Source organism: Paenibacillus dendritiformis, assembly GCF_021654795.1.
GTDB lineage: Bacteria > Bacillota > Bacilli > Paenibacillales > Paenibacillaceae > Paenibacillus_B.
This window is the reverse complement of the sequence record NZ_AP025344.1, coordinates 5902303-5916420: the sequence shown is the minus strand read 5'-3', so window position 1 is coordinate 5916420 and position 14118 is coordinate 5902303. Positions and strand designations below refer to the sequence as shown.

At 49.5% G+C, this 14118-nt stretch carries 10 protein-coding genes; 8 read left to right on the top strand and 2 right to left on the bottom strand.

The window, feature by feature from the left end; translation table 11 throughout:
- Nucleotides 1-124 precede the first annotated feature (124 nt).
- The 4 genes from L6439_RS26310 to L6439_RS26295 all read left to right on the top strand — a co-directional run bounded on the left by L6439_RS26310 (nucleotide 125) and on the right by L6439_RS26295 (nucleotide 4391).
- Nucleotides 125-1087, top strand: coding sequence for a LacI family DNA-binding transcriptional regulator (locus L6439_RS26310; protein WP_213469845.1), 963 nt, complete (start codon nucleotides 125-127; stop codon nucleotides 1085-1087).
- Nucleotides 1088-1259: 172 nt separating this feature from the next.
- Nucleotides 1260-2534: an ABC transporter substrate-binding protein gene (locus L6439_RS26305; RefSeq protein WP_168179227.1), complete on the top strand. Its 1275-nt coding sequence runs from the start codon at nucleotides 1260-1262 to the stop codon at nucleotides 2532-2534.
- A 145-nt stretch (nucleotides 2535-2679) separates the two neighbouring features.
- Nucleotides 2680-3555 carry a carbohydrate ABC transporter permease gene (locus L6439_RS26300; RefSeq protein WP_168179228.1) on the top strand — a complete coding sequence of 292 codons (876 nt, stop codon included), beginning with the start codon at nucleotides 2680-2682 and terminating at the stop codon, nucleotides 3553-3555.
- Nucleotides 3555-4391: a carbohydrate ABC transporter permease gene (locus tag L6439_RS26295; protein WP_168179229.1), complete on the top strand. Its 837-nt coding sequence runs from the start codon at nucleotides 3555-3557 to the stop codon at nucleotides 4389-4391. The genes L6439_RS26300 and L6439_RS26295 overlap by 1 nt, the downstream gene beginning before the upstream one ends.
- A gap of 371 nt (nucleotides 4392-4762) precedes the next feature.
- Here the strand turns inward: L6439_RS26295 and L6439_RS26290 are convergent, their stop codons facing one another.
- Nucleotides 4763-6109 carry a helix-turn-helix domain-containing protein gene (locus tag L6439_RS26290; RefSeq protein ID WP_213469846.1) on the bottom strand — a complete coding sequence of 449 codons (1347 nt, stop codon included), beginning with the start codon at nucleotides 6107-6109 and terminating at the stop codon, nucleotides 4763-4765.
- A gap of 377 nt (nucleotides 6110-6486) precedes the next feature.
- Here L6439_RS26290 and L6439_RS26285 point away from each other — a divergent pair, with 377 nt between their 5' ends.
- On the top strand, nucleotides 6487-8385 hold the full coding sequence (locus L6439_RS26285) for a sensor histidine kinase (protein WP_213469847.1): 1899 nt from the start codon (nucleotides 6487-6489) through the stop codon (nucleotides 8383-8385).
- Nucleotides 8386-8478: 93 nt separating this feature from the next.
- On the opposite strand, the gene L6439_RS26280 is transcribed toward L6439_RS26285, so the two are convergent.
- Nucleotides 8479-9864, bottom strand: a complete 1386-nt coding sequence (locus L6439_RS26280; RefSeq protein WP_213469848.1) for a YjiH family protein — start codon at nucleotides 9862-9864, stop codon at nucleotides 8479-8481.
- A 565-nt stretch (nucleotides 9865-10429) separates the two neighbouring features.
- Between L6439_RS26280 and L6439_RS26275 the strand changes: the two genes are divergently transcribed.
- The 3 genes from L6439_RS26275 (at nucleotide 10430) to L6439_RS26265 (ending at nucleotide 14029) form a co-directional block, all read left to right on the top strand.
- Nucleotides 10430-12001, top strand: coding sequence for a response regulator transcription factor (locus L6439_RS26275; RefSeq protein WP_168179233.1), 1572 nt, complete (start codon nucleotides 10430-10432; stop codon nucleotides 11999-12001).
- Between the two features lie 161 nt (nucleotides 12002-12162).
- On the top strand, nucleotides 12163-13101 hold the full coding sequence (locus L6439_RS26270) for an ABC transporter permease (RefSeq protein ID WP_006679055.1): 939 nt from the start codon (nucleotides 12163-12165) through the stop codon (nucleotides 13099-13101).
- 13 nt (nucleotides 13102-13114) lie between these two features.
- Entirely contained in the window at nucleotides 13115-14029 is a 915-nt protein-coding gene (locus L6439_RS26265; RefSeq protein ID WP_006679056.1) for a carbohydrate ABC transporter permease, read from the top strand.
- The last annotated feature ends 89 nt before the right edge of the window (nucleotides 14030-14118 follow it).

The window sequence follows — 14118 nt, the reverse complement described above, 5'->3', positions numbered from 1 at the left end:
GTAAAATGGTTTAGTAAAATAGTTAATAATGCAAGCCATAAATGTTAACCAAGCAGCCAGGAGGGGATGGGTTCGCAAAAATCGGGTTCATGGATAAAACAAGTGCTGTAGGAGGGAAAGCGGCTTGAAGAGCAGATTGAAGGAAATCGCGGAGCTTGCGGATGTATCGGTCGCAACCGTGTCCAACGTATTGAATGGCCGTAAAAACGTAGGACAAGCGACCCGGGAGCGAGTGCTGAAAATATGCATGGAGATGGGCTATTATTCAAGCTCTTCGAACAAGGGGGTGAGCAGCAGCACCGTAATGTTCATTTTCAGTGATTTTGATCGGGAATATTACTTGCAGATTATTAAAGGAATTAACCATTGTCTGACGGAGAATGGCTATGATTTGGTTATTTGCACGAATAAGTCCAGTCAAAAATTTATGCGCAATAACTTCGCCTGCGGGATCATTTGCCTTGATCGCCATATGAGCGATGACGTCCTGATCGAATACGCGAAGCCCCATTTCCCGGTCGTGTTGATGGATCGGATGATCGCCCACGATTACGCGAATACCAAAAGCGTCGTCGTCGATAATTATCCCGTCATGTCCGAGATGGTTCAGGGGCTAGTGGACAAGGGTTACAGGCGGTTCGGCTATATCGGCGGGGTCGACTTCACGCTGGACCACAAGGAACGCTTTGCGGCCTTCAAGGATACGCTTCATCGCAATGGCCTGACCTTCGATTCGCGTCATTATTTCCATGGCGATTACAGCGAGACGAGCGGGTACCAGGCGGCGAAGCTTATCATTCTAAGCAATGAACTGCCGGAAGTGCTCGTCTGCGCGAATGACCATATGGCGCTCGGCGCGTTCAAGGCCTTCGAGGAAAATAAAATCAGGGTTCCCGAAGACATTGCGGTAACCGGCTTCGACAATACCGATGCGGCGATGATGGCCGGGATGACGACGATCGCGATTCCGCGGTATGAATGCGGTTACTTGGCGGCGAAGGAGCTGCTGGCGATGATACGCGGTCAGGCGAATCGTGACCCCGTGAAGCTGAATGCAACGATTCAATGGAGAAAAACAACGAAATAGGTAAAAATATAGCATTATTTTACTTGGTCAAGAGTTAAAGTTTATCTAATAAAGAATAAAAACATCGGATTATTTCACTTATTTTTTATTGCATTCACACAAAATATCCGTTAAGATGAGTTTGTAAGCGCTTAACTACGAAGTATTCATCTCAATCGGGGAGGCGTAAAAAATGAGTAAGAGAAAATACATTACGCGCACGCTTAGCTTGCTGACCGTGCTGGCCGTGATAACGGCGCTTGTAGGTTGCGGCGGCGGATCGGACAGCAAAAATGCAAATCCTTCCACGGATTCTTCGGGGCAGGAGAAGCTGAAGAAGATTACCATTTTCCAATCCAAGGTTGAAATCGCGGAGCAATTAGAGAAATTGGCTCAAAAGTATACAGAGGAAACCGGCAATGAGGCGGAAGTATGGGGCGCTGCCGGCGATAACTATATCACGCAGCTGCAGGCGAAGTTGACCAGCAACCAAGGGCCGTCCATCTTCAGCATCGGGCCGGGCACGGAAGCCGAGAAGTTCAAGTCGTACTTCTATGACATGAGCAATGAAGGATATGCCAAGAATGTAGCGCCGAACATGGCGTTGGAGACCGACGGCAAGGTGACGGGCATTCCGTATGGCGTCGAAGGCTACGGCCTGGTGTATAACAAGGATCTTGTCAATCCTTCCGACGTGACGGACCTGGATTCCTTCACCAAGACGCTGGAAAAGTTCAAGAACGAGAACATCAACGGTCTTGCGCTTTCTCAAGAGGCTTACTTCCTCATCGGCCATATCATGAATACGCCGTTTGCCTTGCAGGCCGATCCGGTCGACTACATTAATAAGCTGAACAAAGGCGAAGTGAAGATGGCCGACACGAAGGAGTTCCAGGAGTTCGCGAAGTTCATGGATGCCATCAAGGCCTACGCCAAAAATCCGATGGAAATCAAGTACGATACGCAAATGGGTGACTTTGCGACCGGCAAGACAGCGATGGTGCATCAAGGCAACTGGAGCTTCTCGATGCTGAAGGACTTCGGCGACTTCGGCTCCAACATCGGAATGATGCCGCTTCCAATCAACGGCAACAAGAAGCTGACGGTAGGCGTGGCAAGCTACTGGGCCATTAACGGGACGGCGGATGCCGATGAAATCAAAGCCGCAAACGCTTTCTTGGATTGGCTCTTCAATAGCGATACCGGCAAGAAAACGATTGTGGAGGATTTCCAATTCATTCCGGCCATGACGAATATCGAAGCAGGCAACATGGACCCATTGTCTCAAGCGGTATATGAAGCCACGCAGAGCGGGGAAACGTTAATGACGGCGAACAACTACTTCCCGGCAGGCATCATTACCAACGATCTGGCGCCGGCAGCCCAAGCATTCTTCCTGGATAAGTCGATGACGGGAGAGCAGTTCCTCAAAAATCTGGATGAAGTCTGGGCCAAAGCGACCAAATAATAAGATACCTGCTTGAAGACAAAAAGCCTAACCCATGGGTTTACATACATGACCGTGTTAGGCTTTTTGTCATTCTGGCTCTCGTCATCAGGTTCCAGCGTGATAGGGCGGCTGGCTCGAACTTTACCGGAAAGAAGGGATTACCATGAAGAAGCGGAAGGACCGGCTATGGTTTGCCTTATTTACGCTTCCCCTGCTTTTTATCTTTACCACCGTCGTCATCATACCGTTCTTGTTCGGTATTGCTTATTCGTTCGTGCAATGGGACGGCATTCCGGCCAACCCCAAAGTGTTCGTCGGGCTCGACAACTATATTCAACTGTTCCAGGATGAACGATTCCTGGCATCGGCATGGCATACGCTGAAGTTTACGATTTTGGCCGTGCTGCTCGTCAACGTGTTCGGTCTCGCGTTCTCTCTCTTTGTCACCACGAAGCTGCGAGTGCGCAACCTTGCCCGCACGATGTTCTTTATGCCAAATCTCATCGGCGGTCTTATTCTGGGTTATATTTGGCAGTTCATCTTTACGGATGCGATGGGCTATATCGGCGAGAGCACAGGGTTGACCAACGTCTTCTTCAACTGGCTTCTCGATTCTCAATTCGCCTTGTTCGCTCTGGTAGTCGTGTTCACGTGGCAGTTTGCCGGTTATACGATGATTATTTATGTGGCCGGCCTTCAAGGCGTTCCGGATGAACTGATTGAAGCTTCGAAGGTGGATGGAGCGAATTGGTGGCATCGCCTCACCAAAATCACGCTTCCGCTCCTTATGCCCGCGTTCACGATCTGTCTCTTCCTGACGTTGTCCGGCGCCTTCAAGATTTATGACGTGAACTTGAGCTTAACTCGCGGAGGCCCGAACAACGCGACCGAGATGTTCGCGATGAATATTTTCAATGAGATCTTTGCCTACGGCAATTACGGTCTCGGACAAGCGAAGGCCGTGCTCTTTTTCCTCGTCGTGGCGGTCTTTACCCTGACTCAGGTCTTCCTGACGAAGAAAAGAGAGGTGCAGTACTAATGAAGAAAACGAGCAAATGGCTGCTTGAACTCTTGCTTCTTCTGCTGGCTCTCCTCTTTTTGTCGCCGATCTACTTGATGCTGGTCAATTCATTCAAAAACCGTGCAGAGTTGTATGAGAACGCGCTCGCTTTTCCGACTTCATTCAGCTTCCAATACTATAAAGAAGCCATGGAGAAGATGAATTTCTTCAACGCCTTCGGCAACTCGCTGTATGTGACGGTCGTCTCCGTCATTCTTGTCATTGTACTGGCGTCGATGACGGCTTGGATGCTGGTTCGCACCGACAATAAGCTGAGCAAAATCATTTTCATGACGTTGGTCGCCACCATGCTCATTCCGTTCCAGACGCTGATGATGCCGTTGATGCAGGTGATGGACTGGATTCGCACCCATCTTCATATTCCGATGCTGAATACCCATGAAGGCTTGATCTACATGAATGTAGGCTTCGCCTCAGGCATGGCGGTCTTTCTCTATCACGGCTTCATTAAGTCGATTCCGATCGACCTGGAGGAGGCGGCAACCATCGATGGCTGCAGCAAGTTCGGGGTGTTCTGGAGAATCGTCTTTCCGATGCTCAAAAATATTACGATCACGGTAGCCATTCTAAACGTGATTGCCCTGTGGAACGATTACTTGCTTCCATCCCTGACCTTGGCGGACAAAGGGCTGAGAACGATTCCGCTGTCGACCTTCTACTTCTTCGGCGAGTTCACGATCGTATGGAACCAGGCGATGGCCGGGCTGACGCTCACGATCATCCCGATTGTCCTCTTCTACATCTTTGCGCAGAAGTATATTATTAAGGGGATTGCCGCGGGTGCGGTGAAATAGAAGGACAGGCTTGGATCATAGTTCCCTTGCTCGGATGCTATTCAAAAACACAGTTGCCTTTCAGCAACTTGATAATTTCCAATGTATCCCTTAAAGTGAGATTTAAGGAGCATGATTGTTCCTGAAAAAGCCGGAGATCCTCGGCCGTATAAGTGAGGGGCGAAAAAAGTTAGAATGGGTAGCATGTATTTGTATGCTACCCTTATTTTTTAGGGAGAACGGGAGGTTTGTTGGAATCCGACTTGTTATTCCCTCTGGCTTACGCGGAACTAATCACGCCGTCGAGGTTACTCATTGGGGACCAACCGGTACCGATTTCGCCGACTATCCAGCCTGTGCCAATATCTTTGACGGACCAACCGCCTCCAATGTCACCCAGCGACGATACTCCTGTAATATTGAACAAGAAAAGAGCCATGGATATCGTGATTAATGTTTTTTTCATTTGAATCCACCTCATTCAATAGAATATTTATGAATCGATTCTTTTGCTCTGCCGAAGCATGCACTTCATGTTCTTGAAAGGCAATGACCGCCATTCCTGCACGCTGTATATTTTTTAGCTTGAGCGCCAGTTCCAAGGATACAGCGTTGTAGTGAAAACCGACCTCATACCGTCCAACTCTGAAATAATATTGACTCAAAGCTTGCACTAGCCTCAGCTTGTGTTTCAAATGGAACGGGTCCTTCCTTGAAATCAGATCATCGACATTGCCTTTATATTTTTCCAGGTATTCTCTAGCCTCGGGGACCGCATTGTTGCTGAGGTAACTCTCCAAGGCAACCGGGAGCACGAGAAGCACTTGATCGCCTTTTAGCATGCCCATCAGTTCTTCGATTGGTTCGATTTGCTTCATCTCAATAGAGATATAAAGCTCGTTATATTTAGATAACCGGGCATAATGCTCTCCATATCTGTTATACGCTGCAGTGGCCTTCAATGCGCCTTCGTAGTTTTTCATGCCCTTTAAGGCGACCGACTCATACAACCAGCTTTCTGCCACGTATTCATCTTGTCCTTCGGCAAGGGCAATGCTTCTTAGCTCTTGGGCGTACAAGAGCAGCTTAGGCCAGTTCTCTACTACATTATAGAACGCCAGGATACGGTAATAGGCGTCAAGCCTGATGTCGTCCGGCAACAAAGGCAAGTACTCCAGAAGCTGACATAATGCTTCATTACCGGCTCCCGAAGTATCCAAGTCTCTAAGGATGAGAAATCTTCTATAATAGGAGATGGCCAATCTTTCACTTCTGCTGTATCCGTTCTGGGTGATAATGTCGTAGAAGGGGAGAGAGTAGTTGCGTTGGTCGGATTGAAAAATATATTCCGCGATTCTGAAGGCAGTGTCGATCATTTTGGAGCGGTTCGTTTCTTCGTGAAGGATTTGTACAAGCTGTTTGATGATTTCATACTTTTCAACCGCGATACAGTTAAGGATAAAATCGCTCGTCTTCTCTGGCTTCAACCGTCCGTTATCGCCGCAGCACTCCCCGATAAACAGTTCATAAAAGGCATCGTTCGGCAAGCCGAAAGCTTGATTGATCGCGTGAAGTTGAGGAAGCATGAGGGACTGCTTACGGTTGAAAATGTTGCTGATCGTTGAGCTCTCCATTTCCGCAGCTTCTGCCAGATCTTTTTGCTTCCACCCCCTTTTGACCAGTTCCTCTTGTACATATTGTCGGAGTACCACCGGAGCTATACGATGGTCATATATCATTGTGAAGACCCTCCTTAATTTATGTAATTCATCTTACTGATATAAAAATCCTGCTTAATTTCCGAATAATTACAATTTCTGAATGAATTATTTTTAGTATAAGCGAGAATGTCGAGAATATTAATTTGACAAATGGTTGAATTTTAGTATATTTTTTGTCATATTTTAGCGAATGCTGTTGAACGGTCAGTTGCATATCCCCTCACTTTACTTCTCTAAAGCAGCCAGTCCCCAACGGCTACGGTCAACTTCTTTTATGCTAATTAATGGACTCCATCTAAAGGATATATTGAATATGGTATGATAGAAGATGCGTAAACCGATTACATGGGGATTGGGCTGCGGATGGTGCAGCCGACAAAAGGAGAGGCATCAGGATGCTGAAGACAATCAAACAGATCTATATGAAGCATTTCAAGAAAAAGCTGTTCATCAAGCTGATTGTCGTGTACTCGATTATTGCCGTCGCTTCTCTGGTTACGCTGTCCGTAACGGCGTATCATTTCTTCGTCTATAACAACGTCAACAATGCGTTGTTCGATCAGCAGCGGAATGTGGATGCGATCAACCGTTTTCTCGATCAGAAGTATGATACAGCCCAGGCTATCATTCAGCAAGTGTACCAGGATACCGTTCTTGTGAAGGAAACGGTCTATTTGCTTAATGAAGGGCTGGAAAATTTCATCCGCTACCGGCTGGACAGCTTCAGTTCAAGCAACGGCTTCTATATCCGGAATATGCACGATTTCTTCTCTACGCAGTTCGTAAAGGATCAGGATCTCCAAAATATCAATTTGATTAGTCTGAAAAAGAAATTTGCCTACATCTATTATAAAGGCGGATTCTATCGCGGGTATTACGACTGGAGCGAAAACAGCCAGGCGCAGCAGCTATGGCAGAATAATCGGTATGCCATTCCGACCAAGCGGTACTCTGGGGAATTGGGGAACTCTCATCCGGAGGCGGGCCACGATATCGCAACGAAGCCAATCGAGGAAATCGTGAATATGCCGCCGTTTGAACCGGATCAGACGGCCAAGCCGCTCTCTCTGCTAAGCGTAACGAACCGGATCAGCAACCCGGAGACGCTGGCGACGGCCGGTGATATTACCATCGACTTCAATGCCGACGGCATATCGCGGCAGATTGGCGAGCAGATGCCGGGAGAACAATGGCTCGTGTTTGATTCCAACGGTCAAACCGTATACCATGCGGAAACTTCGCCGCTATCGGTCACCTCGCCAATGTACAGTGAATTGATGTCGATGCCGCGCAACAAGTCGGAGCAAGTGGATCTGAACGGAGAGAAGTCCTATGTCATGGTCTCGGAGACAAATAAATTGGGGCTTGTTGTCGTTAACACGATTCCTGAGGAAGCGATTACCGACCGGTTGTCGGGAATTCGAAATACGATAAGCATTATTACTGTGCTATGTATCATAACGGTCCTGGCGGCAACCTGCTTCTCGGTCCTCCATCTGTCGCGCCGTACGCAGACGGTCATCCAAGGGATGAAGAAGGTGAGAGAAGGCTATCTGAATACGAAGCTTCCGGTCGACCGGGAAGACGAGCTCGGGCTTATCGCGCTCAGCTTCAACCAAATGTGCGAGGATTTGCAGCAATATATCAATAAAGTCTATAAATCGGAGCTCAAGCAGAAAAATGCGGAGCTGATCGCGCTTCAGTCCCAAATCAAACCTCATTTTCTGTACAACACACTGGAGGTTATCCGGATGCGGGCGATCTCGCAGGGCGCGAACGATGTCGGCGATATGATCTATAACCTGGCGTCCATGTTCCGGCATATGGTGAAGGACAAGACCACGATAACCTTAAATGAAGAGATTGAAAATTGCCGCCGTTACCTGGAGCTGACCCGAATCCGCTACCGGGACAAGCTGCAATACTCTATCTCTATGGATGAGCGTCTGGGCGGGTATAATATAATGAAGCTCTCGGTGCAGCCGATTATTGAGAACTATCTGGTGCACGGGCTCGGATTGGATCGGATGGACAACCATATCGCCATCGAAGTCGAGACCGAGGAAGGGGATTTGGTGATCCGGGTGGCCGATAACGGGAAAGGGATCGAGCCCGCGCAGCTGCAGCAGATTCAAAAGGAACTGAGACAGTCGAGCATTCAGGAGCATGGTTCACTGGGGCTGAAAAATGTCCATGACCGCCTGCGAATACTGTATGGAGACCACTACGGGATTGCGCTGGAAAGCGTTCTCGGTACCGGCACGACAGTCACCATTCGTGTGCCTCTGAATTGACGAAGGATGGCCCGGTACCAAGAAAAAGACCCAAATCCTCGAGAATCTTGGAGGGATTCTCCCACGATTGGGCCCGATCGAATGTAAGTGCCATTAAAATAGAAGATGCGCGATGAACGCGATAATCGGCAATGTCAGCAAGGTGCGGAGCAGGAATATGACAACCAGATCCTTGAAGCTTACGGGCAGCTTGGAGCCTAACAGCAATCCGCCGACCTCGGACATATAGATGAGTTGGGTGACGGACAATGCCGCAATGACGAAGCGTGTCATGTCGCTCGTAATGTCGGAGGCCAACACCGAAGGCAGGAACATGTCCGCGAATCCGACAAGAATGGTCTGGGAAGCCGCTTCCGCTTCCGGAATTCCGAGCAGCTGCAGCACCGGAATGAACGGCCAGCCGAGCCATTTGAAGATGGGCGTGAATTTGGCGATGGCCACAGCCAGTGTGCCAATGGCCATAACAACCGGGATAACGCCGATCCACAGGTCGATAATGTTTTTGCAGCCGTCCCGAAGGAAGGATCCGGCTCCCCCGTGCTGACGCGCCTTGCCGACGGCCTGGCGCAGTCCCCAACGCCAGGGGCTCCATGCGGCCGGGATGACCTCTTCTTCCGCAGGCGCGGCATCGGGCGAATAAGTGTCCGGCTTGCGCGACAGCGGCGGAATCCGCGGCATGACGACGGCTACTGCCATCCCGGCAAAGGTGACTGTGGCATAAAAAGGAAGGAACATATGCCCCAGCCCGACATTGCTCAGCACGATGAAGCTGAACGTAATGGATACGGCTGTAAATGTCGTGCCGATGACGGCGGCTTCGCGCTTCGTGTAGTACCCGGATTCATACTGTTTGCTTGTCATCATGACGCCAATGGTGCCGTCTCCAAGCCAGGAAGCCATGCAATTGATCGAGGCTCGTCCCGGCAAAGTAAAGATGGGGCGCATGATTCGGGTCATGAGTGTGCCGAAAAACTCAAGCAGGCCAAAATCGACCAACAGCGGCAGCAGAAGCCCGGCCAGCAAAAAGACAACGAACAAGCCGGGGATAAGACCGGAGAGCAGCATGCCTCCCGTATTCTCCGACCATATCCATTCCGGCCCGACCCGGAAAAAGGTAAGTATCGCGAATATGACCCCTAACGTACGTGCGGCGAACCAGAAGGGAGAAATATGGAACAGCGCATTCCATAGCGGGATATGCAGCAGCTTGTCCGGTCTGAACCAGCGGGTATAAGCGGTTCCCAGCCAGGCAACCACGATGATGATGGTGACCGCCGACGGGAGCCAAGGCGCAAGCCCTTGGGTGAGGGCGCTGGTCAGGAATGCAATGGGCACGGTCACTTCTCCGTTCCACGGAACGGGAACGACGAAGAGAAGCAACCCTAGCAAAGAGGGAAGGGCGAAATGCAGCACCCCTCTTAGATTCAATTGCCGCACGGGCGCAAGTTTTGGTTGGGTATTGTCGTTCTTGGCTTCCATATATGAATAATTCTCCTTGGATTGCGGTATAATTATGCAACATTGTTTTTACTTTATTACAAATAGAGTGGAAATCCAAGAGCAGACTGAGTAACAAAAAGTGGTAGCGCAATGCGGCGAGAGTTTATACGAATCTCCTATGTTTTTATTATATCCTCCAAATGATACATCACAAGGTTATAATTGGGGTTTTGGTAAAATTTTTTACGGCATTTTTCTGATCATACTCTTTAATTTGGGGTCTTATGGGCCGTCAAAATTGGGGATTGAATTCATGGACGCTCTCAAACGGGCTTCCTGAGTTATGGTATGATAATAGATGCGTAAACCGATTACATGCGTTATCCGGAACGGGCTGAACCGGTATCGGGACAAGCTGCAGTGCTTCCAATTGGATGAACGTCCAAGCGGTTATAATATAATGAAGCTTTCGGCGCGGTCCTGCATTCGGAAGCATGGTTGACCATTCTGCCGGATTACGCTCGAAAGCGTTCTCGGGCCGGCACGGCGGCCACCTTTCATGTGCCTTTGAGTTGACGTTGGGAAGTGGTTAAGGGGGGATACGATGTACAGCGTATTTTTAGTAGATGACGAACCGTTTATTATAGAGGGTTTGCAGACGATTCTGGAGTGGAACGACTACGGCTTAAGCGTAGCGGGAACGGCGGAGAATGGCGAGGATGCTTGGGAGAAGCTGCAGCGGCAGCCGGTCGATTTGATTATTACCGATATTATGATGCCGCGCATGACCGGCCTTCAGTTGATTGAGAAAGTGAAGAAGGCCTCTCCTCAGACCCGGTTCATTATACTTAGCGGCTATAACGAGTTCATGTATGTGAAGGAAGGCATTAAGCTGGGCGTGGAAAACTATTTGCTGAAGCCGATTAATATCGAAGAGTTCCGCTCCACGCTGGAGACGACGGTACAGAAGATCGACCAATCCCGGGTTTACCGGATGGCGGAGCAGCATAATCGTGATATTTTGCGGGATAATGTGCTGTACCGCTGGCTGCGCGATTTGATTCATCTGGAAGAGCTGCAGCAGCGGGCGGACTTGCTGGATATTCATTTTATTCATCCTTATTACATGGTTGCCTTGGTGCGTCCCGAGCCGCAAATGGACCAGGAGGCGGATTATGATAAGCAGGAAGAAGTCGTTAACCACGCGAGGCGGCTGTTGAAGCAGGCGAACGGCGGATTTTGCGTCCCGGAATGGGACGGAGAGACCGCGATTATTTTCGGCCTGTACCGGATCGAGGAGAAGGAAGCAGTGATGGAGCGGCTGCGAGACTGGAAGCGGGAGGCAGAGCGTACGCTGAGCACCTCGCTGCAGATTACGCTGGGGAGCGTCCAGGAAGGGTACGCCCATGCGTCGGCAAGTTACATGCATGCGAAGCGGGTTCAGCCATACCATCTTGTCCGCGCGGATGACGAATGGGTCGACGCCGATGAGATCGCCAACTATCGTTCTTCCCGTCCGGCGGATGTTCAGCCGGAGACGGAGCCTTATGTGAAGCTGCTCTACGACCGGGACAAGGCACAGCTTCGGCAGCAGCTTGAAGCCGATTTCGAACGGCTGTCATCCACCTCAGGGGTTACGCCCCGGGATATTCGCAACTTCGCCGTCGAATTGCTCATCGCCTGGAAGCAGGCGGTGAAGGATACCGCTCACTATTTAATGGAAGAGGAGCGGGACTGGTTCGATGATGTGTACCATATTCAGACCTTGGAGGTGCTGAAGGATCATGTTCTCCAGGTCGGTTACCGCATTATGGGGCAGCTGGCGGAGCCGGAGCATATGAGTCCGGTCATCAAGCAGGTGCTGCATGATATTCATGCCCGGTATGCGGAGGAGCTGTCGTTGAAGACTTTAAGCCAGGTCTATAATATCAATCCGGTCTATTTGGGGCAATTGTTCCAGAAGGAGGTTCAATCCACCTTCTCCGATTATTTGAACAAGACCCGCATCAAGATGGCGAAGGAAATGCTCGTCAACACGAATCAGCGCATGACCGATATTGCCTCGAATGTCGGTTATTGGGACAAAAGTTATTTCTATAAACAGTTCCGGAAGTACGTCGGCGTATCCCCAAAAGAATACAGAGAATTCCATGCAAACCGAAATGAAATCGTATGAAATACATTACTGGGAAGGGGTTCCACGGTGTCACATGAAAATGTGGCATCTGTGAAAGCCCTTCCTTTATTTTGTACACCAAATCTAAAGTTTGTTGACTATTGGAAGCGCATCAATTGGGGTACGCTATAGGTACAACTTAGCAACGGGGGATGAATCTGATGCAATCCATCAAGAACGTTTTTCGGAGCTTAAACCGCAACTGGATTTTTCTCATCATGGTTCTTCCGGGAGCCTTGTGGTTTTTGTTCTTCTCCTACCTGCCAATGTTCGGGACTGTGATCGCTTTCAAGGACTATCGTTTTAGCAGAGACGGCTTCCTTGCCAGCTTGCAGCAGAGTGAATGGGTAGGCTTCAAAAATTTCGAGTATCTTTTCGGTACAAATGACGCATATGTCATTACGCGCAACACAATTTTGTACAACATGGTGTTTATCGTGCTTGGCCTGGTCGGGGCCGTGGCGATGGCTATCATTTTGAGCGAGATTGTGAACAAGCGGCTGGCGAAGATATATCAGACCGGGATGTTCCTTCCTCACTTCTTGTCGTGGGTCATCGTCGGTTATTTCACGTTCAGCTTCCTGAGCGTCGACAAAGGGGTACTGAACCAATTCTTGACTTGGTTAGGAAAGGATCCGGTCTCCTGGTATTCCGACACCACGTATTGGCCTTATATTCTCGTCTTCCTTAATCTCTGGAAAGGAATCGGATATTCCAGCGTCGTTTATTTGGCCGCGATTGTCGGGATTGACAAGACTTATTATGAGGCAGCAATGATTGATGGCGCTAACAAGTGGCAGCAGATTCGCCATATTACGATACCTGCGATCACGCCTTTGATGACCATTCTGACCTTGCTGGCCATCGGCCGAATCTTCTATGCGGATTTCGGGTTGTTCTATCAGATTCCACGCGACTCCGGTCCGTTGTACAGCGTAACGAACGTCATTGATACGTACGTGTACCGGGGGCTGAAGGCAACAGGGGAAATCTCGATGAGTACGGCCGCAGGCTTGTATCAGTCGCTGGTCGGATTCATTCTCGTTATGACATCGAACTGGATTGTGCGTAAAGTGGACAAGGACAACGCGCTGTTCTAAGGGGGGGACGACATTGAGAAAAAAAACACGAGATTTCCACAATTTATCGAGAGGCACGAACCTGATATTCAACCTTATTGCCGGTGTGTTTGCTTTCCTGTGCGTCTACCCGTTCTTGTTCGTCATTGTCATTTCATTGACGAATGAGGAGGCGCTCGCACGGAACGGGTATTCCATATTCCCGGAGAAATGGAGCTTTTCCGCTTATGAATACATTTTCAAGGCCGGAGATCAGCTTCTTCGCTCCTATGGAGTCACCATCCTGATTACGGTTGTGGGGACGCTTATCAGCTTGGCGGTCATTTGTCTATACGCTTACGCGATTTCGCGCAAGAACTTCCAATATCGGGGATTCTTCTCCTTTATCGCCTTCTTTACGATGCTGTTCAATGGCGGATTAGTTCCGACCTATATGGTTCTAACGCAGGTCCTTCATTTGAAGGACACGATCTGGGCGCTGATTTTGCCGCTCATCATGAATGCGTTCTACGTCCTTATCATGCGAACGTTCTATAACACAACGGTGCCGGATGCGATCATCGAGTCGGCCAAGATTGACGGAGCCGGGGAATTGCGGGCATTCATTACGATTGTGCTGCCCATCTCCTTGCCGGGGATTGCCACGATTGGATTGTTCGCCACGCTTGGCTTCTGGAATGACTGGTTCAACGCCTTGCTGTACATCGACAACCCTGCGCTCGTTCCGCTGCAATCGATGCTGATGCGGATCGAGAACAGCATGCAGTTCTTGCTCAACAATGCGCAGCTCAATGCATCGGGTCAGACGCTAGAATTGATGCGGACGCTGCCGCAAGAATCGACACGGATGGCGCTTGTCGTCCTGGCGACATTGCCAATCGCATGTGCGTATCCGTTCTTCCAGCGCTATTTCGTTCAAGGCTTGACGATTGGCGCCGTAAAAGAATAAGCAAGACCACCTTCGATTATTCCCGGGCGGCGGCATACATAAGCAGGCGGCCGCTCCGGAAATAATATACACCACAACTTGGTCACAAA